The 21,705-nt window shown below is 40.9% G+C and carries 22 protein-coding genes; 7 read left to right on the top strand and 15 right to left on the bottom strand.

Annotated features, from left to right (window positions below; all coding sequences use genetic code 11):
* Positions 1-237: 237 nt before the first annotated feature.
* Entirely contained in the window at positions 238-1,008 is a 771-nt protein-coding gene (locus M1E09_RS06440; RefSeq protein ID WP_456274025.1) for a DUF1189 domain-containing protein, read from the top strand.
* A gap of 141 nt (positions 1,009-1,149) precedes the next feature.
* Here the strand turns inward: M1E09_RS06440 and M1E09_RS06435 are convergent.
* Together M1E09_RS06435 and M1E09_RS06430 are read right to left on the bottom strand one after the other, a co-directional pair.
* Positions 1,150-2,480 (bottom strand): IS1182 family transposase gene (locus tag M1E09_RS06435; RefSeq protein ID WP_456274917.1). Its coding sequence is split into 2 segments (ribosomal slippage): positions 1,150-1,940 and positions 1,940-2,480, totalling 1,332 coding nucleotides; the frame shifts between segments, so codons are not numbered across the junction.
* A 256-nt stretch (positions 2,481-2,736) separates the two neighbouring features.
* Positions 2,737-4,512: a methyl-accepting chemotaxis protein gene (locus M1E09_RS06430; RefSeq protein WP_456274024.1), complete on the bottom strand. Its 1,776-nt coding sequence runs from the start codon at positions 4,510-4,512 to the stop codon at positions 2,737-2,739.
* Between the two features lie 312 nt (positions 4,513-4,824).
* Here M1E09_RS06430 and M1E09_RS06425 point away from each other — a divergent pair, with 312 nt between their 5' ends.
* Together M1E09_RS06425 and ispG are read left to right on the top strand one after the other, a co-directional pair.
* Entirely contained in the window at positions 4,825-5,163 is a 339-nt protein-coding gene (locus M1E09_RS06425) for a hypothetical protein (RefSeq protein WP_456274023.1), read from the top strand.
* Positions 5,164-5,331: 168 nt separating this feature from the next.
* A complete protein-coding gene (gene ispG / locus M1E09_RS06420; protein WP_409251377.1) occupies positions 5,332-6,444 on the top strand; it encodes a flavodoxin-dependent (E)-4-hydroxy-3-methylbut-2-enyl-diphosphate synthase in 1,113 nt (370 codons plus the stop codon).
* A gap of 72 nt (positions 6,445-6,516) precedes the next feature.
* Here ispG and M1E09_RS06415 read toward each other — a convergent pair whose 3' ends face one another.
* The gene (locus tag M1E09_RS06415) at positions 6,517-6,918 is read right to left on the bottom strand and encodes a DUF4190 domain-containing protein (protein ID WP_456274022.1); all 402 of its coding nucleotides are present in this window, start codon (positions 6,916-6,918) and stop codon (positions 6,517-6,519) included.
* A 263-nt stretch (positions 6,919-7,181) separates the two neighbouring features.
* Here M1E09_RS06415 and M1E09_RS06410 point away from each other — a divergent pair, with 263 nt between their 5' ends.
* Positions 7,182-7,748, top strand: a complete 567-nt coding sequence (locus M1E09_RS06410; protein WP_456274021.1) for a 5' nucleotidase, NT5C type — start codon at positions 7,182-7,184, stop codon at positions 7,746-7,748.
* Between the two features lie 42 nt (positions 7,749-7,790).
* Here the strand turns inward: M1E09_RS06410 and M1E09_RS06405 are convergent, their stop codons facing one another.
* The 4 genes from M1E09_RS06405 to M1E09_RS06390 form a co-directional block, all read right to left on the bottom strand.
* The gene (locus M1E09_RS06405; RefSeq protein WP_456274020.1) at positions 7,791-8,201 is read right to left on the bottom strand and encodes a Fur family transcriptional regulator; all 411 of its coding nucleotides are present in this window, start codon (positions 8,199-8,201) and stop codon (positions 7,791-7,793) included.
* Entirely contained in the window at positions 8,198-9,061 is an 864-nt protein-coding gene (locus tag M1E09_RS06400; protein ID WP_456274019.1) for a metal ABC transporter permease, read from the bottom strand. The genes M1E09_RS06405 and M1E09_RS06400 overlap by 4 nt, the downstream gene beginning before the upstream one ends.
* Positions 9,058-9,840, bottom strand: coding sequence for a metal ABC transporter ATP-binding protein (locus M1E09_RS06395; RefSeq protein ID WP_456274018.1), 783 nt, complete (start codon positions 9,838-9,840; stop codon positions 9,058-9,060). The genes M1E09_RS06400 and M1E09_RS06395 overlap by 4 nt, the downstream gene beginning before the upstream one ends.
* A 206-nt stretch (positions 9,841-10,046) precedes the next feature.
* Entirely contained in the window at positions 10,047-10,928 is an 882-nt protein-coding gene (locus M1E09_RS06390; RefSeq protein WP_456274017.1) for a YitT family protein, read from the bottom strand.
* A gap of 113 nt (positions 10,929-11,041) precedes the next feature.
* Here M1E09_RS06390 and M1E09_RS06385 point away from each other — a divergent pair, with 113 nt between their 5' ends.
* Entirely contained in the window at positions 11,042-11,296 is a 255-nt protein-coding gene (locus M1E09_RS06385; RefSeq protein WP_456274016.1) for a DUF2624 domain-containing protein, read from the top strand.
* A 37-nt stretch (positions 11,297-11,333) separates the two neighbouring features.
* Here the strand turns inward: M1E09_RS06385 and M1E09_RS06380 are convergent, their stop codons facing one another.
* Both M1E09_RS06380 and M1E09_RS06375 read right to left on the bottom strand, forming a co-directional pair.
* Entirely contained in the window at positions 11,334-12,227 is an 894-nt protein-coding gene (locus tag M1E09_RS06380) for a deoxyribonuclease IV (protein ID WP_456274015.1), read from the bottom strand.
* A gap of 47 nt (positions 12,228-12,274) precedes the next feature.
* On the bottom strand, positions 12,275-13,576 hold the full coding sequence (locus M1E09_RS06375; protein WP_456274014.1) for a DEAD/DEAH box helicase: 1,302 nt from the start codon (positions 13,574-13,576) through the stop codon (positions 12,275-12,277).
* Between the two features lie 534 nt (positions 13,577-14,110).
* On the opposite strand from M1E09_RS06375, the gene vrrA reads away from it, so the two are divergent.
* On the top strand, positions 14,111-14,575 hold the full coding sequence (gene vrrA / locus M1E09_RS06370) for a VrrA/YqfQ family protein (RefSeq protein ID WP_456274013.1): 465 nt from the start codon (positions 14,111-14,113) through the stop codon (positions 14,573-14,575).
* Between the two features lie 215 nt (positions 14,576-14,790).
* On the top strand, positions 14,791-15,747 hold the full coding sequence (locus M1E09_RS06365; protein ID WP_456274012.1) for a 4-hydroxy-3-methylbut-2-enyl diphosphate reductase: 957 nt from the start codon (positions 14,791-14,793) through the stop codon (positions 15,745-15,747).
* A 40-nt stretch (positions 15,748-15,787) separates the two neighbouring features.
* On the opposite strand, the gene M1E09_RS06360 is transcribed toward M1E09_RS06365, so the two are convergent.
* The 6 genes from M1E09_RS06360 to rpoD form a co-directional block, all read right to left on the bottom strand.
* A complete protein-coding gene (locus M1E09_RS06360) occupies positions 15,788-16,906 on the bottom strand; it encodes a Nif3-like dinuclear metal center hexameric protein (RefSeq protein WP_456274011.1) in 1,119 nt (372 codons plus the stop codon).
* Entirely contained in the window at positions 16,893-17,606 is a 714-nt protein-coding gene (locus M1E09_RS06355; protein ID WP_456274010.1) for a tRNA (adenine(22)-N(1))-methyltransferase, read from the bottom strand. The genes M1E09_RS06360 and M1E09_RS06355 overlap by 14 nt, the downstream gene beginning before the upstream one ends.
* A gap of 170 nt (positions 17,607-17,776) precedes the next feature.
* Positions 17,777-18,154, bottom strand: coding sequence for a cytochrome c550 (gene cccA, locus M1E09_RS06350; RefSeq protein ID WP_456274009.1), 378 nt, complete (start codon positions 18,152-18,154; stop codon positions 17,777-17,779).
* A gap of 386 nt (positions 18,155-18,540) precedes the next feature.
* Positions 18,541-19,683: an acyl-CoA dehydrogenase family protein gene (locus tag M1E09_RS06345; protein WP_456274008.1), complete on the bottom strand. Its 1,143-nt coding sequence runs from the start codon at positions 19,681-19,683 to the stop codon at positions 18,541-18,543.
* Positions 19,684-19,866: 183 nt separating this feature from the next.
* The gene (locus M1E09_RS06340) at positions 19,867-20,415 is read right to left on the bottom strand and encodes a hypothetical protein (protein WP_456274007.1); all 549 of its coding nucleotides are present in this window, start codon (positions 20,413-20,415) and stop codon (positions 19,867-19,869) included.
* Between the two features lie 114 nt (positions 20,416-20,529).
* On the bottom strand, positions 20,530-21,660 hold the full coding sequence (gene rpoD / locus M1E09_RS06335) for an RNA polymerase sigma factor RpoD (protein WP_456274006.1): 1,131 nt from the start codon (positions 21,658-21,660) through the stop codon (positions 20,530-20,532).
* Between the last annotated feature and the right edge of the window lie 45 nt (positions 21,661-21,705).

Here is a 21,705-nt window from a genome sequence, read left to right as displayed (position 1 = left end):
TCCAAAGATTTCAACCCCTAAATAAATATTTCGACATTTAACAACAAAAACCCATTTCAATTATTAAAGCAAAATTGAGATAAAGTAAAGAGTTTTTTTATATATTTTTCCTCACTGTGTGAGTGAATTCTTAATAAAAAAAAGTGAAGACCTGACATTCCGGTTTTAAAGCTTGAAGTATCCTCCTGTTGAAGCATAAAATGAGGAAGTACAATTATATAGGGAGTGTCTCAATTCATGAATATTTTCAAGCAGCTATACAAAAGTTTATATTCTCCCAAGGATATAGCGACTTTCCGTTTTCAGGGAATAGGAAAAACGATCTTGTATATTTTCCTTCTGGTATTGGTATCCATCTTGCCTGCTGCATACAACTTGACCGTTTTTTCCAATGAAGCGATCGAAGAAAGCATGGAAACTGTTAACAATGATTTACCGCCATTCTTGATATCGAATGGAGTGCTGACTTCCGAGACTGCCGAACCCGTGACGATTGAAAAAGACAACTTCACGATTGTTCTTGACAGTTCAGGTGAATACCAAAAGGCTGATCTTGTTGAAGAAGGGAATGCAGTCGCGCTCTTAGAAGATGAACTTGCCGTTGTTACAGCCGGTCAGATTCAGTCTTATGCTTATTCGATGTTTGATGGCCTGAATGCAGACAATGAAGATATCGCCGATTTCCTGGAATCCATTGATTCACTTAAGGGAATTATCCTTTCAGTGTTCATAGTGATCTTATACCTTTTCTCTGCAGGAATGACATTCATCAAAGTCAGTATTTTCGCTCTGCTCGGATTGCTTTTCGCCAATACCATAAATCGGAACCTTCCATATAGACAATCATGGAGGATCACCGCTTACAGCATCACTCTTTCAACTGTCTTTTTCACTATCATGGAAATGTTAAACACTTTCATTCCTGGAAGTCTGTTTTTAGACTGGATTGTTATTGGTCTTATTCTTTACTTAACGGTTAAAGAAATTCCGCAAAGAAAAGCTAAATGAGGAAGAAAAAGGGAACTGGAATAAATCCAGTTCCCTCAGCTTGTAGAGAAACCTAGTGTTTTTCTCTACAAGCTTTTTTTGTGGTTAAATATATTGTTGAAATTACCCTCCAAATTTTACTGAAAATAGCCTCCCACACACCTAGCCCTTCTTGGCTAGGTGTGTGGCAATCTTTTTCATGTTCTGGCAAGCTGCGGTAAGCAACACCTGCTCACTTGCATTTTGTATTCCCCTTAACCGGCAATAGCGAAGCCCATGCAGTTGTTTTGAATCTGCAAAGCTTCGCTCAACTTTTTCTTTTCTAAATTTATAAAGCATTTTTCCGGACTTTGACAACCGGTTCAACCTTACTTGTTCTTTATGTTCCTCCCAAACATGGCGTGTCACTACCTTTTGGTGGTTTTTTGAACGTGTACACTCTTGTAAAAGAGGACACTGTGCACATTGTTTAGGATCGGATTTGTATTCTCTATACCCCTCACGGGTTGTCGTGCGGTAAGGCAAAGTCTGGCCGTTTGGACAAATATAGTGGTTTTCTTCTGAGTTATAAATAAACTTCCATTTTGGAAAAAGCCCCTTTGTAGGATGGTATCTTCTATGAGCTATCACTCCGTATATTGTACGATCAGCCAACCCCTTACAAATCGGATTCGTGAGATACCCGGAATCTAATGCGACAGCTTCTACTTCTAAATTGAATCGTTCAATCTGACGGTCAAGACGCTGAAGGTAAGGTACAGAATCATGGACATTACCAGGAGTGACAAAGGCATCGGTAATAATATTGAATTTCATATCGGTCGTCCGGTGATCTAAATAACAAAACATCTCTTGTTTTTGGTCACGCGACATAAATCCACTCTCTGGGTCTGTGTTACTTTTTCTTATTTCTTTTGTATCCTTCACCTCCTCGCGGTCCTTTAGTTCTTTTTTCCGTTATTCTTCCTGTCTTCTTCAATAGCTTTGTTTAAATCTTCCACATATTCCCGTGTTTCGACTTCTACGACTTTTTTGGTGAATTTGTGTTTGTTAGCATTCGCTTTCAGATGCGTTGAATCAGTAAATAGAACTCTTCCGCCGACCATTTTATGATTGATGGCCAGAAGAACGATTTCATCAAAGATCTCTTGAAAAATATTCGTTCCTTTAAACCTATGATGACGATTCCAACTGATGGTGGAGTGATGAGGGACGGAGTCACCGAGTCGAAGACCCAAAAACCAACGATAAGCTATATTCATTTGAATCTCTTTTTCAAGTTGGCGTTCGGAACGAATTCCATATAAATAACCTATAAACATCATTTTAAATAAGACGAGGGGATCTAATGAAGGACGCCCGTTGTCTTCACAATAGTAAGGACGAACCTTTTCGAGGATAAAGGAGAAATCTATGTACTGATCGATTTTTCTTAGAAGGTGATCTTGGGGGACTAACTCTTCAATTGAGATAAATTCGATTTCATTTTGCATGTCTTTTCTAGTATTAAACACGATAACACCCACCTTTGTTTTATAATTATATTTTAACATATTAACGCGGTGAATTATTAAAGTATTCAAACAAAAGGAAAGGCTGTCGAGACTTTCTCGACAGCCTGAGGGAACTGGAATAAATCCAGTTCCCTTTTTTCGTAAACCTTGTTGCTGTTTTGCCCTTTTAGCCAACTGCCTTATTAACAATAAAGACAACATCTTTAAATTCCCATCAACTAAGGTAAACTATTTTCTATTTTAAACTGAATCTTTTGGATAGCGCGGATAATGAAACAGAAAGAGCTCTTAGCTGCATTCCAATTTCATGGGTTGTCTCCATTTGGGTGATTTGATTTTCACTTGTAGCAAGCATTCCTTCACTGCTTGCCAATGTTTCCTGTGATATTGAAGAAAAGCTTATTGTCGCCTGCTCCAGTTGAGGAAGCACCTCCTTTAATTCTTTCAGCTCCACTTGCATACAATCAAGATTGCCGCTGACTGTCCCGACTTCATCCATTAGTTCATCAAAGGAATCCTTCGATTCATTAGCAATCTTCAGGTTATCTTTTATCTTAGCAAGCATCCCGTCAAACTCTTTTGTTGCTTTAATCGTAACACCTTCCATACCTGCTATAGAACGAGTAATATCTTCTGCGGCTTTAGCAGACTGATCTGCCAGCTTTCTTACTTCGTCTGCCACTACTGCGAACCCTTTCCCCGATTCTCCAGCTCTTGCTGCTTCGATCGCTGCATTAAGAGCCAGCAGTTTTGTCTGCTCAGCCACACCCTTTATCAAACCGACTAAATTCGTGATTGAAAGAGAATGGTTCCTTACTTCCTGAACGGTATAGGTCATATGGTCAAAATCATTCTCAAAAGAGTGGATGGTGCTAATAAGGTCCGTATTATACTTCTCTCCCCGCTTTGCAGACTCATTCATATCTTCATAACTTTTATGTACCTTATCCATATTTGCCAATAGCAATTGAATTTTCCCCTTCATGGCATGAAATCCGTTTACACTGCTTTCGGAACTGCTGGCAGTTTGCTCAGCGCCTTGCCGGACAATATTGATTGCTTCAATTAACTGGCGGCTGTAATTCAGCGCATCATCAGAAGAATGACTGAGATCATTTCCAGTCGTCTTCAGTTCATTGGTCGTCACATCCAGTTCATTCAAGACATTTCTCATTTGTTCGATCATCATATTAAAGCTTTTCTTAAGCGAGTATATCTCGGGTAAATTTGTATCGATATCCGCTGTTTGCCTCAAGTTCCCATTCCTTACTTCTCTCATTATGTTTTGCAGCTGTACAAGAGGTTTTGTAAAACTCCGAATAAACAGAATGATAAGTACAGTCGTAATGGCCAAACTGACCAATATAACTATGACAGTGAATTGTGCCATTTGATTGACAGGACCTAGATATGATTTGGCAGGGACGGCCAATACATATTTACCATTGATCTCCTTAAGTTTCATAATTGAAATTGTAAATTCTTCCCCGTTCACTTCTTCATGAAGAACTTTTTTGGTTTCCTCAGATATCCTTTTCAGAACAGCCTCTGTAAACACAAGATCTGAGTTTTTGCTTACCTTAAATGGGGTGATTTCATTATCAGAAAAAAAGTAGATATGAGACTCCATTCCGTCCTTTTTAAGCTGTTTCTGCTGATCCCTGATACTGATTTCTAATTGCTGCATAAAATAGTCCTCATCACTGACATATAAGAACTTTAAGTTTTCAGCCACATAAGCCATCAATTCCGCTTCTCGGATCAGCCTGTTTTCTATGGTACTAATTGTTGTACCCTTAGCTTTTAGGTACGAACTGATTCCAACCGCATTGATTGATATCACAAGCAGGAAAATAAATAAAAATAACAGCCGGGTCTGCAGGCTGACTTTTGAAAAAAATGCTTTACCATGCTGTTCATTTCTCTCTGTTGTATTTTTGCTTTTCCTTTTCAACCGACCAATGTTCTTCTGAGTAGAAACCTTCTTTAAGAAATTCTTCCAGTTGCTCAACCTTAGTCCCTCCATTAATCAAATCATTACGACACTTTTCTGCTCATCGACATAAATCATTCGACAATTCTCATCCTTCTCCATTTTCACAGAGAAATGTTAAGGGTATGTAAATCCTGTGTAATACTTGTTTAAATTCGCTACTTTGGAACTGTGTCATATTTCCTGATCAATAAATAAGCAAAATTTTTGAAAAAGAAGGTAGCAGGTAGGAAAGCAGCATGATGGTGCCGAATCATATCTTATGATGATTTATGCTTCAAAGGCCGGCAGCTGGCTCACATATAGGGATTGGAAGTTGGAGGCGGTAATTTGAAAAAGCTATACATTTTTTTGGTGATTATGATTGTTTCATATAGCATATATTATGATTTAAAAGCAGGGTCTCTCCCAAAGGTGGCAGAAGTGACTGTAACTGTGCATAATCAACCCTCGCATGAAAACGAAGAGCCTGTTCAAGCGAATTCCCCAGAATATTTCACGGTAAAAGTGAAATCAGGGGATACAATATTATCTCTAATGGAACAACAGCTGGATGGGCCTCTCCCCGTTCCGATCGATCAGTTAATTACAGATTTTGAAATATTGAATGAAGGCCAGTCTCCCCACGAGATACAAATTGGAAGGTCATATAAACTGCCGAATTACTAGCTCTTCTGCAAACCGGCAGCAATACCGGGACATAAAGGTGTCTATTTCCTCCCTGCCCGCTATCTAATTCTTGTCAACTCTAAGGAAAGATTGTTACAATACTTTCGTACGCTTAAATTATTTTTTTGTTTCACTATAAATGAATTTTCCAAAAGGAGCGAATAACCCTTGAGTGAAATAATCCATCGTTCTAAAACTCGTCCTGTCAAAGTCGGAAATTTAACTATCGGCGGCAATGACGAGCTCATAATACAAAGTATGACAACAACCAAAACGCACGATGTCGAAGCTACAGTTAAAGAAATACACCGCCTTGAAGAAGCAGGCTGCCAAGTGGTCCGTGTTGCTTGTCCTGATGAAAGAGCAGCTAATGCGATTGCAGATATCAAAAAACAGATCAATATCCCCTTAGTTGTCGATATTCATTTTGATTACAAGCTTGCCTTGAAAGCTATTGAAGGCGGGGCTGACAAAATAAGAATCAATCCAGGGAATATCGGAAGAAGAGAAAAAGTGGAAGCAGTTGTAAAGGCTGCCAAAGAAAAAGGGATTCCAATCCGTATCGGTGTAAATGCCGGAAGCCTTGAGAGAAAAATCCTCGAGAAATACGGATATCCTACTGCTGACGGGATGGTGGAAAGTGCTCTTCACCATATCAAGATTCTGGAAGACCTGGATTTCCATGATATCATCGTCTCAATGAAAGCATCGGATGTTAACCTCGCTATCGAAGCGTATACAAAAGCGGCGCAAACATTCGACTATCCATTGCACCTTGGCATTACTGAATCAGGAACACTTTTTGCAGGAACAGTGAAAAGCGCTGCCGGACTAGGAGCTTTACTGAGCAAAGGAATCGGAAACACCCTCCGAATCTCATTGAGTGCCGATCCTGTTGAAGAAGTAAAAGTAGCAAGAGAATTACTGAAGTCCTTTGGGCTTGCTTCCAATGCGGCCACATTGATCTCCTGTCCTACTTGCGGAAGAATCGAAATCGATTTGATCAGCATCGCTAACGAAGTCGAAGAGTACATTTCCAAAATAAAAGCACCAATCAAGGTTGCTGTATTGGGTTGTGCAGTAAACGGTCCCGGTGAAGCCCGCGAGGCCGACATCGGTATAGCCGGAGCCCGTGGAGAAGGACTTCTGTTCCGACATGGTAAAACTGTCCGAAAAGTCCCTGAAGAAACAATGGTTGAAGAACTTAAAAAAGAAATTGATATTCTTGCTGAAGAACACTACAGAAAACAAAGAGAAGAAGAAGAGAAACAGGAAGTATAAGAAAAAGCTTGGCTCACAGCCAAGCTTTTTCTTTGTCATACGGAATGCTCCCAAGTTCCGTTGACAATTGTTTTAGAAGAACGGCAAGACGAAGATGCCGACAATGATGGAAACAGCACCGATTCCGATTGCCCATGCTCCAACACCTTCTGCTCCCCGGCGCCTTGCTACAAACCCAAGGACGATCCCTGCAGCCCCAAACAACACAGGTACGATGAACAGTGACAATATGGAAAGAGCCAGAGCAGAATAGCCTAAGATCCTGCCGGATGCTGTGGATTCTTCAGCAGTATCCCTTTCATAGTCGCTGCCCAGAGCCAGCGGAGTTGTAAGTTCTGCCGCAGTTTCTTCATTATATTTATTTTGAACCACTTCAACTTCCGGATTGTCATTAACATTGATATAGTCATTGTAGATGTCTATATTTTGAAGATCTTGGTGAACGCTGTCATTTTTGCGTCTCTCTTCTGCCATTATACAATCCCTCACTTTCCGTGTTCAGGAGCATTTATAGTGTTTGTCAAAGTTGTGATTTTACCTATGCTAATGATTGTCAATACTGAACAAAACAAGTCAATTCCCCTTTTATTAACAAGAAAATATGGTACACTTTTACTAAAGGAAAGCGGTTGGGTATGTCCTTTGTGCTCTGAAGCTGCCTGCAGAATCGCAAACCTAATTTATATGACAAAACTTTTATACTTTCTTACTTTTTAAGAAAATAAGGAGATGTACTGATGAAGAAAAGATTCGGAATAGATATTGATGGCACTGTAACATGTCCAACGTCTCTCCTTCCTTATATCAACAAGGAATTTAATTTAAATTTGACATTGAATGACATCACACAGTATGAACTTACAGAAGTATTGAATATAACTCCTGAAGTATTCGGTGAATGGTTCAAGAGAACAGAAGGCACCATTTATCAAGAGTCTCCGCTGGCTGCAGGTGCAAAACCGGTTCTTGACCGCTGGAAAGACTCACATGAACTTTACTTTATCAGTGCCCGCCCTGCTCACCTGATAGAGATTACTAAAGAATGGTTCAACTACCAGGATCTTTTGTTTCACCATATCGAGCTTATCGGATCTCATGACAAGGTATCGACAGCTGATAAATATAATGTGGATATCTTTTTTGAAGACAAGCACGATAATGCAGTTTCCATCCATGAAGAGCTGGATATTCCGGTAATTCTTTTCAATACTCCATATAACCAGGACAGTATCCCTAACGGCGTCATACGGGTCAATGACTGGCAGGAAGCCCGCCAATGGGTCGATAACTGGCTTAAACCATAAAGCGCAAGAAGCCGGCAGCTGATTAAGCTGCCGGCTTTCCTTTTAATTGCATTCCGGACACTTTCCGTAGATTTCAAATTTATGCCCTGAAATGTCATACCCGTTCAGGCTTTCCTGCAGGACCTCCATTGGGCATGTATGGATTGCTTTCGTCTTTCCACAGTCCATGCAGATAAAGTGATGATGATGGTGGTCGCTGGAACAAGTAAATCTAAAGTGCTTTTCCCCTGACAATTCTGTCTCCTCTAAAATTTCAAGCTCCACAAAAAGCGAGAGGTTTCGGTAAATCGTATCAAAACTAAGGCCCGGGTAGTCATCCTTCATGCTTTCCAAGACTTCCTTTGCCGTCAAATAACGGTTGGAATAAGAAAACAGTTCCAGCATTTGCTCACGTTTGCCAGTATGTTTAAACCCTTTTTCTTTCATAAGAATCAATGCTTCTTCAAGTTTCATACCTTCACCCCGTCTTTTTTTATCCCCTGGTTGGAAGTGATTTTCTTATACAAAATTGCAAGCAGCAGTATCACAATTGCTGAAAGTACGATTGTTCCACCCGGCGCCAAATCCATGTAATAGGCTGAAACCAGCCCTGAAATGACTGCAAGCTCACCAAATAATAAAGAAAAGCCGATTGTCTGCTTAAATCCGCGGGCGATCCTGATGCTTGCTGCTACCGGTAAAGTCATCAAGGACGAGACCAGGAGAATTCCGACAATCCTCATAGAAGCAGCAATTACCAATGCGACCATGACCATGAAAATAAAATGAATCATCTTTGCGGATATTCCTGAAGCTTTTGCAAACTCTTCATCAAAAGATAACAAAAACAACTCTTTATAAAGTAAAACGATGATCGCCAGGACAAAAACTGCAACAGCTGCAATCAAATATAAGTCTGTACGGCTTACAGCACTTACACTTCCGAACAGGTAGCTGAACAGGTCCGTGTTAAAACCATCTGCCAGTGAGATGAAAATGACACCGATACCAATTCCACCCGATAGGATAATTGGTATCGCGAGCTCTTGATAATGCTTATACAGGCCTCTCAGCCTTTCAATGAACAAAGATCCTGTTACCGAAAACACCATTCCAAGATACAAGGGATTGAGGCCTGCCAAAGCGCTAACATTTTTACTCAAAAATAAACTTGCAGCAATTCCCGACAGAGTTACATGGCTGAGAGCATCAGCAATAAGCGATAAACGCCTTACCACAATGAATGCCCCAATAAGCGGTGCGATAATACCTATTATAAGCCCTGTTAAAAATGCATTCTGTAAAAATTCATACTGAAAAAGTGCTTCAATCATTTCTCCACCTCCGAATGGCTGTGGTCATGCTGAAGCAGATGGACCTCATGCCCGTATATGCCTGAAAGGTCACTCTCACGCAAGTTCTCAAACTCTTCTGTATTTCCATGGAAATGAAGATGTTTATTCAAGCATGCCACGTGTGTGACTTTACTGGAAATGGTTCCGATATCATGGGTGACGAGAAGCAAAGTGATTTCCAGATCTTTGTTCAAATGCTCCAGCATTTCATAAAATGCCTGCACATTCTTGCTGTCGACCCCAACAGTCGGTTCGTCCAGGATCAGCACATCAGGCTGGCTGACAAGCGCCCTGGCAATAAACACCCTCTGCTGCTGTCCTCCTGATAGTTCTCCTATATTTCGTTTTGTAAACTGAGACATGCCAACAGAAGATATAGCCTTTTCAATTTGAGATGAATATTTTTTTCCAATCATCCGAAACATTCCGGCCTTCTTAGTTAACCCACTCGCTACTACTTCTTCCACTGTGGCAGGGAATCCTGTATTAAACGAATTGGCTTTTTGGGATACATATCCAATTCTGTCCAAATCTTTGAATTTTGCCTGAGACTGGCCAAAGAGATGAATCTCTCCATCTTTTGCTTTCAGAAGCCCGAGAATCAGTTTTAATAAAGTAGACTTTCCTGATCCATTTGGACCTACTAAACCTAGAAATGCTCCCTTTGGAACTGACAGGTTGATATCCTGCAGCACAACTTCTTTATCATAGCGGAAACTTAAATTTTTTATATCTATAACAGAATCATAGTTCTTCATGAGAAAAATCCCCTTTATAAGAATCGTTCCGATTTGCTATAAGAAGTATACAGGATGAATAATATAATGTAAACCGGGAAATCCTTCTCAAGCCTTTATTTTAGCCATTAAGAAGAAAAAAACTAAATCATCCTGTGATTTAGTTTTTTAAGCGATATGGATTCATGAAACAACGGAACAGAAAGGAACAGGCATAACCTATTCCCCTAGTGAATAGCAGATTTAAACCTGGCACCCTTCGTTTCCTGAGTGCTCATGATGGTAATGAAAGCACTTGGGTCGATATCTGAAACGATTGCTTTCAGTTTCATCACTTCAAGCCTGGTCACGACAACATAAATGACTTCTTTATCATTATCCGTGTATCCCCCGCGGCCCTTGAGCATAGTCGTTCCTCTTCCCAGCCTTTGCAGAATCGCATCGGAAACTTCCGAATAGTAGTCTGAGACGATGATGACCGCCTTCGTCTCATCCATCCCCTGTATGACCGTATCAATGGTCTTAAACGCTATATAATACGTCATGACTGAATACATCGCTTCTTCTATACCAAATACAAAAGCAGCCCAGCCAAAAATGAAAATGTTCATAAACATCACAAATTCCCCAACAGAGAACGGAAGCTTTTTGGTCAGAAGTATACCCAGGATTTCTGTTCCATCAAGGGAACCTCCATGACGGATGACAAGACCCACTCCTACACCCAATGTCAAACCTCCAAAGACCGTTGCAAGAATTTCCTCCGTGACAAACGGTTCTACATGATGGAGCATTGTCTCAATGATAGCAAGTGCAATGACTCCAAATAGGGAAGAGACCACAAACGTCTTCCCTATTTGTTTATATCCCGAATACATGAAAGGCAGGTTTAGGATAACCAATAAAGTTGCGAAGTTAAGAAATGGTATCTTATCAGAAATCAAATAGTCAAGAATCAAGGATATACCAATGATCCCTCCATCAATGATATTGTTAGGAATCAAAAAGAGTTCGATGGACATCGCTGCAAGCCCTGCACCGACAATGATAAAGAAAAAACGGTAAACCAAATGAATAAGACTCTCTTTTTTATGAATTCTTTGAGCCATACTTTCTCCTCCCGGCATTCAATTAATTTTCTAAATTTGACCAGGTCCCCAGGATTTTAATTGTCACATTCAACTCGTCCCGTTCATATGTATCCTATGAGGAGTGATGGTCGATGAAGCTGTTGCAAAATGTAGTGAATCATAAAATCAATAACATTACAGCAGATGATTTATTGAATTACGGGAAGCAATTTGGTGTAAAAATTGGACCTGCACAAGCAGAAAAGATTGCTGTATATTTAAGAGGGAAAAACATTAATATTTTCGATGATGTACAACGGAGCAAAGTCATCAAGGAAATCGCTAAAATTGCAGGACCTTCTACTGCTAAAGAAGTCAATAAGATTTTCACCAAATTCGTCAATTAACAAGAATGGGCTTCTCTAATGAGAAGCCCGTATTTTTTTACGATTCCTGAATTCTTGTCAAAAGCCCTTCATCCCAAGCTTTACTTTTCAGCATCTCAATTTCAAACTTATATGGCGCTTTTTTGTTCTTTTTGTCCTCACCGACAAATGGCGTCTCCAAAATCTTAGGAACATCGGCCAATTGTGGATGATGAACGATTTTCGACAACGCGTCAAAACCGATATGTCCAAAACCAATGTTTTCATGCCTGTCCTTTGCTGCTCCGCAGACATTTTTACTGTCATTGATATGAAGGACTTTTAAGCGGTCGATGCCAATGATACGGTCGAATTCATCGAGTACCCCATCGAAATCATTGACAATATCGTATCCCGCATCATGAGTATGGCAAGTGTCAAAGCAAATAGACAGCTTTTCATTATGTTCGACACCATCGATAATCATAGCCAGCTCTTCAAAAGAACGGCCGCATTCAGACCCCTTACCCGCCATTGTTTCCAGTGCAATGTTCACTTCCTGATCCTTGACCAGAACTTCATTCAAGCCTTCAATGATCTTTTTAATTCCCGCTTCAGCACCAGCTCCTACATGGGCACCGGGATGAAGTACGATTTGTTTGGCACCGAGTGCAGCGGTTCTCTCAATTTCTGATTGAAGGAAATTCACACCCAGTTCAAAAGTAGAAGGGTTGGTTGTATTACCGATGTTGATGATATAAGGTGCATGCACGACAATGTCATGGATTCCATTTTCCTTCATATGAAGAAGGCCTTCTTCAATATTAAGATCCTCGATTTTTTTCCTTCTCGTATTTTGGGGCGCCCCCGTATAGATCATGAAAGTATTGGCGCCGTATCCTACTGCCTCTTCACTTGAACCAAGCAGCATTTTCTTCCCGCTCATTGAAACATGTGATCCTAACTTTATCATCTAAATCCACTCCCTGGCATTCAATGCATATATGGTACAAACAGGACTTATTTATTCCTCTTTTGCACACGTCTTTCACGTTTTTTGATTTGATCCATTTTGTATTGCATTTTTTTCTTGTATCCTGGCTTAACCTTTTTAGGTTTACGGACAAGGGATTTTGCTTTTTGATCAATACTATCTTCCGTCTTTTGACGGTTTTTACGTTTGTTCCGGTCAGACAGCTTGACCCATTCACCTTTAATGAGGTCCTGGTTTTCAAAAGTGATTCCAAGCTTCTCCAGCTGGTTCAGTGCATCTTCATCTGATGGCTCATAAATCGTTACAGCAACACCTGAAGCTCCCGCTCTCGCCGTTCTTCCCGTTCTGTGAATATAAAAGTCCAGCTCTCCTGGTATCTCATAGTTAATAACGTGGCTGACTCCCTCAATGTCAATTCCGCGGGCAGCAAGATCTGTCGCGACAATGTACTGATACTCAAGGGCACGGATTTGTTTCATCATTTTCTTTCTCTCACGAGGAGAAAGGTCTCCATGGATCCTGCCGACCTTCATTCCTTTTCCAAGCAGATAGTCGGCCACTTCATCAGCTTTCACCTTCGTATTGGTAAAGACGATAGCTAAGTAAGGGTTGAGAGAAGTCAATACATCAAACAGCAGATCATCTTTTTTCCGGCTCTTTCTTGGAAGAAGGATATGGTTAATGTTTTTTGCCGAAATATGCTCCGGTTCTACGTGTGCATACTGCGGGTTTTCCATATATTTTTTCAAGAATGGCTTTAATTTCTCTGGAATGGTCGCTGAAAAAACCAGTATCTGAAGTTTTTCCGGCATTCTGCCTGCAATCTGGTCAACATCATAAATGAAGCCCATATCGAGCATAAGATCTGCCTCATCCACGACAAGTATGCCTGCCTTATGAACAAGAAGTGCTCCTTCTTTAACAAGATCATTAATTCTTCCAGGTGTCCCGACTACGATTTGCGGCTGGGTTTTCAGCTTATCAATCGTACGCTGCTTGTCTGTTCCCCCAATATAACAGCGGGAGGTAATTTCATCATCGCTGGTAATCTTCAATATTTCCTGATAAATTTGCTGTGCAAGTTCTCTCGTTGGGGCAGTGATGACTGCTTGTACTTCTTGAGAATCCCTGTCCAGCTTGTTCAGGATCGGCAATAAATAAGAATGGGTTTTGCCGGTACCTGTCTGAGATTGGCCTATTGCACTTTCCCCTCTGTTAATCAAAGGGATCATTTTTCTTTGGATTTCGGTTGGTTCAAAAAAACCTAACCGATCGATAGCTTTGCTGATAAATGGCTGAAAATCATATTGCTGAAATTGATTTCCCATTTTGTCACTCCTTATAGAGATTAGTATTTATGATTTTTGAAGAGATTGTCTTTGATTACTGGCGATACCTTTCCTATAGCCTTTGGTAAAGAAAAAATCTATACGTTAACAACAATCTTGGCGATGAAAGGTCCTCATATACAACAATACCGTTTTTAGCTGCAGATTCAAAACATTGCCTTATAATTTCACGAATCAAGTCTTCTCAGACAAAAGTTCATCTCTTCATTATAATAAACAATTTTTAAAAGTTCTAGCAGATAGGCATATTATTTTCTTCGAAAGGTTTAGACGTTTTACCCCGGTCCTGCATACAGTATAAAGAGACCTTATGGGCGTTATCATGAAAGGAGGCCGATTATGCCGCCAAGACAGCAAGTGCCTTTTAGCCGCAATTCGTTCGGAAGACAGCCATTTCCGCCCATGAACGGAATGAGGGGCCCCGGTTCCCCACGCTTTGGGATGATGGGACAGCCGCGGCCAATGCAAGGTAATTTCCAAATGGGAGCTCCCAGAAAATCAGGGGGCGGGATATTGTCCAAAATCCTGAACCGGGGAAATTCTGCCCAGTCCTCTCCCAGCCAATTCAACCCGCTGCAGGGTGCCGCCGGTTTCCAAAGATCCTCACAAGCAGGCGGATCCTTTTTAAAAAATATTATGAACCCCGGATCTATCAATGGTTTTCTAAACAATACACAGAATGTCCTCAAAACTGCTCAGCAGATGGGACCCATGATTCAGCAATTCCAGCAATATGGCCCACTCGTTAAGAACCTTCCCGCCATGTGGAAGCTTTACAGAGGGTTAAGCGCAGCTGAATCAGATGAAGATGAAAGTGAAGCATCAACCGATTCATTTGTTGAAGATTTAGATGAAGAACAGCCCGAAGCAAAAAAAACCACTGAAAAGCAAAAGAAGAAAAAACAAACCGCTCCTCTTGATAACTCCAAGAATAAGAGAACCCAGAGCGGCGGGTCAAAGCCAAAGTTATATGTATAATATGCTATTCGCTCTCACCAAAAGGAGAGCGTTTTTTTATTTCTAAGCAACTTTCTTCCCATGTTTCTCTAAATTAAAGGGTGCTTGAACCCCCTTTTGTTTGTACATAAATTTGCACCGAGAAAAGATTCTTTGTCATAAAATGCAATCTACTTTATAATGATACCTGTAGGAAAGGTAACCAGTCCGACTATATATACAGGAGGATTTCAAATATGAACGTAAAGAAAATCACGCCGAGAGGCTATTGCTATGGTGTAGTCGATGCAATGGTGATCGCCCGCAACGCTGCATTAGATAAATCACTTCCAAGACCGATCTATATTCTCGGAATGATCGTCCATAACAAACATGTAACCGATGCTTTTGAAGAAGAAGGCATTATCACTTTGGACGGTAAAAACAGGAAGGAAATCCTGGACCAAGTAAATGAGGGTACCGTTATTTTCACTGCCCACGGGGTTTCTCCGGAAGTGAAAAAGCTGGCGAGGGAAAAAGGGCTGGTGACGCTTGATGCAACATGTCCTGATGTGACAAGAACCCATGATTTGATCAGGGAAAAAGAAGCGGAAGGCTTTGATGTTATTTATATCGGTAAAAAAGGACACCCGGAGCCTGAAGGTGCTGTAGGGGTTGCTCCTGACATTGTCCATCTTGTAGAAACAAAAGGCGACGTCAAGAATCTTGATATAGAGAATAAGAAGATCATCGTTACAAACCAAACAACAATGAGTCAGTGGGATGTTGCAGATGTGATGGAAATGGTTAAAGAGAAATACCCTCACGTGGAAGTACACAAAGAAATCTGCCTCGCTACGCAAGTAAGGCAAGAAGCAGTGGCTGAGCAGGCAGGAGAAGCCGATGTCCTGATCGTAGTGGGAGATCCCAAAAGCAACAACTCAAACCGCCTTGCTCAAGTTTCAGAAGAAATCGCTGGAACCAAAGCCTACCGCATCGCAGATATCAGCGAGCTTGAAATTGACTGGATCAAAGATGCTGAATTGGTTGCAGTAACAGCAGGCGCTTCCACTCCGACACCAATTGTTAAGGAAGTTATGAACTTCATCACTCAGTTTAACCCTGAAAATGAAGAAACATGGACAAGAGAAAAGAAGGTTCCACTGAACAAAATACTTCCTAAAGTTAAGAAACCGAAAACAACAGCAGAATAAAAAGAAGGCATTCCTCGGAATGCCTTCTTTTCTTTAACCTTTATAAGAATATAAATGGATCAGTTTTAGTTTCAGAAATGAGATATTCCACGTCCATTCCCTTTTCTTTACTTTTATCCGCCATCCACCTGGCTACTCCCGCTTTCATGACCTTTTCAATATGGTGGCCGGCGTCAAGCACGTTCAAGCCGAGCATCATCGCATCATGAGCGGTATGGTAATATAAATCCCCTGTCACAAACACATCGGCACCACTGAATTTAGCACTATGAATAAATTTATTTCCGTCACCACCTAAGACAGCCACTTTTTTGACAGTGTGCTCTAAATCCCCAGTCACGCGGACATTTTCCACTTCCAGCTTCTCCTTCAGGAAAGAAGCAAATTCTTTTAGTGACATGTCAGTTTCCAGTTTTCCAACTCTCCCTAGCCCGAGTGTTCCTCCTTCGTTATCAAGAGGCACGATATCATAGGCAACTTCTTCATATGGATGACTTTTCAGCATAGCTTGCAGAATTTTTTTCTCTGACTTTGCAGCGTAAATCGTTTCAACCTTAACTTCCTGTACTTTTTCCAGATTGCCTATCTCGCCGATATGAGGCTCTGAGCCTTCACCAGGAAGGAATCGTCCAGTGCCGGTATAGGAAAATGAGCAATGGCTATAGTTGCCTATATGGCCTGCTCCAGCTTCACCCAGAGCCTTCCTTACCTTCTCTGCATCTTCTTCGGGTACAAACACGGCAAGCTTTTTCAGCTTTTCTTTGTAGGTCGGCAATAAAACCTCAGTATCTTTTAGTTCCAAGGCATCAGCAAGCAGGTCATTCACCCCGCCTTCGGCAACATCCAGATTCGTATGGGCTGCATACACTGCAATATCATTCTTGATGAGCTTTTCAATCATCCTTCCTTGAACAGTATCTGTCCTAATGGCCTTTAATGACCTGAAAAGGGGCGGATGGTGTGCAATAATTAATTTTACGCCCTTCTCAACCGCTTCATCAACAACTTCCTCCAGCACATCGAGAGTGACCATCACTTTCTCAATCTTCTGGTTCAGTCTTCCGATCTGCAGCCCGATTTTATCTCCTTCTTCAGCAAGCTCCTTAGGTGCAAGTGTCTCAAATAAAGAAATAATTTCATGGCCATTAACTTTTTTCATCCAATACCCCCTTAACAATGTTTATCTTTTTTTGTACCTGCTCCCTTCTCTCTTGTAATCCGGGAGAGTCCTCAGCCTTCTTCATCTTCTCTATAATGGAATTCCACTGGTTCATTTCCTGAATCCATTTCTGTTTGAAAACGGAGTTTTTTTCTTTAAGCAGAAACGGACCAACCAGAAGTTCTGTGTCTTTATTGTCATACGGCGATTCTGCATCCCCCTTGTCAGCAACGAGGATTTCATAAATTTTATTATCTTCTTCAAGAATTCTCTCAGCTTTTAACTCCCAGCCATTTTTCAGCAGCCACTTACGTATGGCAATTGCCCCGACATTTGGCTGCAAAATCAATCTGCTGACACCTTCGAGTTTATCTTTTCCATTCTCTAATATGCTGGCAATAAGGGCCCCCCCCATGCCTGCAATCGTTACACAATCCGTTTCATTCGGTGAGATGACTTCCAGACCGTCACCTTTACGTACGGAAATGACATCTTCCAATTGCGAATATTTAACCTGCTTCACGGCGGATTGATAAGGGCCTTCTGCAACCTCCCCGGCTATGCCGGCAACAGCGATTCCCTTATCGATGGCATAGCAGGGCAGATAAGCATGATCGGATCCGATATCAGTGATTCTTGAGCCTTCCGGTATGAATGAAACAACCATTTCTAATCTTTTTGATAACTTTTCAGCATTCATATTTTCACCTTTTTATTTATGTATTGTCAGTACAAAGATATTTTTTTGTCCATAGAAGGGACAAAGCAGTATTCGAGTAAGATATGAAACTGCTGTATACGTTTCTCATTCTAACCAAGTTTTATAACAAAAAAAAGTTCTTTGCACAGGCAAAGAACTTTTTTTATGAATTATAATGACATTAACCATTCTGTCATGGCGTCAAGATTTTCCTCTTGAACAAGATTAGGTGGCATGATGCCTTTACCATTTTTAAGGATATCTTGGATTTGTTCTGCAGACAAACGTTCGCCTACACCAGTAAGCGCCGGGCCGGCACCGCCTTCATAATTACCACCGTGACATGAAATACATGCTTGTTGGTAATGTGCTTCCGGATCGAATTCCCCTCCGTCAGCAGTTCCGCCTGGCGCGGGTTCTTCTGTACCTTCACCATGTTCTTCTGCCATTTCTTCAGAGTTATTCAAGCCTTCCAAAGACATAAAGAAAACAAGGCCGATTCCAAAAACCATAATTAAAACGAATGGAATAATCGGATTGCGATTCATAGATTTAACCTCCCTTATGTAACAATTGATAATATAGGTTGTGTTTATTATAAACAATTTATATTTTACTTTAAAAAGATGGAAAGTAAAAGTCCTAAGCAGCACTTTTTCGACGTTTGTCGCAAATTAGACACATTCAAAAGCTCAAGTGCGCTCGTCACATGCGTACAAATCCCTTCGCGACAACACTCTTACCCACACCATTGATTTCCAACCTAAACCCAGTATTGATTCATCTTCTAAGTTGAGCGTAAACTTTCTAAAACAATGAAAAAAGAGGACGAAACCATAAGCGATTTCGTCCTCCATTTGTGGTGTTTGTTTTTCACTTTTCTCATCTGCAAATGAACATTCAGGAAAAAAACACGTTTTTGCTTTATTAATTATTAGCAGCCGATTAAACGGGAAATGACCATCCTCTGTACTTCAGATGTTCCTTCACCGATCTCCAGCAGCTTTGCATCTCTCATATACCGCTCAACTTCATACTCTTTCATATAGCCGTATCCACCATGGATTTGAATCGCTTCATCAGCTACCTCCATTGCAATTTCAGAAGCATACAGTTTACACATAGAAGCTTCTTTTGCAAATGGTCTGCCTTGGTCTTTCAACCATGCTGCTTTGTAAATCATATTTTTCGCCAATTCGATTTTCAAAGCCATATCAGCCAATTTGAATTGCGTAACCTGAAATTTTGAAAGTGGTTTTCCAAATTGTTTTCGTTCCTTGGAATATTGAAGAGCTCTCTCATATGCGGCTTCAGCTATCCCCAGAGCCATAGCCCCGATACCGATCCGGCCGCCGTCAAGAGTTGCAAGGAACTGTTTAAACCCCTCTCCTTTTTTCCCTAGAAGGTTTTCTTCATGAACTCTTACATTTTCAAGGACCAATTCAGTTGTATTAGAGGAATGAAGCCCCATTTTCTCGTAGTTATCCACTACTGTAAAGCCTTCTGCATCTGTAGGTACAATGATTGCGCTGATTTCCTTGCTGCCATCCTCACCTCTGTTTGTGATCGCTGTGAGAGCCAGGTGCTTTGCATAACTGGCATTGGTAATGAAACTTTTATTTCCATTGATTACGTACTCATTGCCCTCTTTTACTGCTGTCGTCTGAGTGCCACCAGCATCAGAGCCCGCATTAGGTTCTGTGAGTCCGAAAGCACCGAAAGATTCTCCTGTACAGATAGGCGCCAGATACTTATGTTTTTGTTCTTCTGTCCCAAACATATTTATAGGAGCTCCACCTAAAGAAATATGGGCAGAGTAAGTAATCCCCGTGGAAGCACATGCTTTACTCAATTCTTGAGTCACAATTGCAAAGCTGACCGTATCGCCGCCTGCTCCGCCATATTCTTCAGGAAACGGTAAGCCCATCATTCCCAGTTCTGATAATTTACCGAAAATTTCCTTAGGGAACTGTTTAGTCCGATCCCTTTCCACAGCCCCGGGCGCCACTTCTTCCCTGGCAAAATCCCGAATCGTCTTTTGAATCATCTTTTGTTCTGAAGTTAAATCAAAATTCATGTCCATCCCCCTTAGTATGCAAACGTCAGTAACACATGACAGATTAAGTGTGATACACACAAAATAGTAATAGTTGCATTTGTTTCTGTGTGCCAAAGTATCTTCTGTACGCGCTTACACTTCTTATTATAAAAGGATTGGCATAATTTTCTCAACTTTTAAAAACTTTCAAAAATTATAATATTATATCACCATAGAAATAAACAGAATAACTAAGCCAGCCCCACCTGCAACTGTAAAATACAGCAGCCTCTTTAGGATCCCGGCTGCTATCCAGAGAATGCAATTAACAAACAGGATCATGTATATAGCAATTGGGCTTCCCTGAAAATAGGCATCAGCCGTATTTACTGAATATATCAGGATTATAAAGGCAGCAGAAATGTATATAACCGGGAATACAATTTCTTTTCTAGAATAATAAATTCCTGCAAAAATTAATAAGACGACAAAACCCGTCAAAATCGCTGTTTGCAAAACGAATGACAATTCAGTAAAATAAATGACAAATAATGAAACCGGAATCAAGAATAGAAACAGCAGCGATAAAGTAATCGCACCAAATGAAAACTTTCGATTTTTGGCCGGCTTCTCATCTGTTTCCTCTCCCTGATTATAGAGTGCCAACAGATAGTCACAGTAGTGTTCGGGGAGCATCTTATTCTGTTTCCAGAATTGAATTTCATTAATGATTATGTTTGTTTTTTGATTTTTAGTATCCAAATGTTCCACATCCTGTTAGTGTATTTTCGCCATAGATACGAAAAACCCTTTTAAAAATCAGAAATTGTATAGACAAAAAATGTTTGCTCCCCTAAGGAAGCAAACATTCAGAAAGTGTATATTCTATTCCAAGAAATCTTTCAAGCGCTTGCTGCGGCTTGGATGGCGCAATTTTCTAAGGGCTTTGGCTTCGATCTGCCGAATACGTTCCCTGGTGACACCAAACACTTTTCCAACTTCTTCAAGTGTTCTTGTACGGCCATCATCAAGCCCGAATCTTAGTCTCAATACATTTTCTTCTCTATCTGTCAGCGTATCAAGAACATCTTCCAGTTGTTCTTTAAGCAGCTCATATGCAGCATGTTCAGAAGGAGACTGTGCCTCGGCATCTTCGATGAAGTCGCCCAGGTGAGAGTCATCTTCTTCACCAATAGGTGTTTCAAGAGAAACGGGTTCTTGTGCGATTTTAAGAATTTCCCTTACTTTTTCAGGTGTAAGATCCATTTCCTCAGCAATCTCTTCAGGTGAAGGTTCACGGCCTAAATCTTGAAGCAGCTGGCGCTGTACTCTGATCAGCTTATTGATTGTTTCAACCATGTGCACTGGAATACGGATCGTTCTTGCCTGGTCGGCAATCGCACGGGTAATCGCCTGGCGTATCCACCAAGTTGCGTAAGTACTGAACTTGAAACCTTTACGGTAATCGAACTTCTCAACCGCTTTGATAAGGCCCATATTACCTTCTTGAATGAGATCAAGAAACAGCATTCCACGTCCCACGTATCTTTTGGCAATACTTACAACCAGTCTTAGGTTGGCTTCTGCAAGACGGCGCTTCGCTTCTTCGTCACCTTCTTCGATACGGTTAGCTAACGAAATTTCCTCTTGCGCAGAAAGAAGGTCAACTCTCCCGATTTCTTTCAAGTACATACGAACCGGGTCATTTATTTTCACACCGGGAGGAACGCTTAAATCATTCAGGTCAAATTCTTCATCTTCAGCTTTATTGAGCTGCTGTACATTGGGATCATCATCTTCTTCATTTTCATTAATGATTTCCACCCCTTGTTCGCCAAGCTGCTCATAAAATTCATCCATAGCATCCGATTCTAGCTCGAAGTTTGCCATTTTTTCGGCAATATCTTCATATGTTAGAACGCCTCGTTTTTTCCCGACTTCCATTAACTGATCTTTCACCTGGTCTACAGTAACTTCTGACTCTACCTCTTTGGAACGTGCTGACTTTTCAGCCATTTGTTCCCCTCCTTCCAACTTCCTTGCAATTGATTCCACTTGCTT

The organism is Bacillus sp. AK031 (assembly GCF_053903065.1).
The sequence above is the reverse complement of the archived record's forward strand: the minus strand, read 5'-3'. Positions and strand labels throughout refer to the sequence as shown.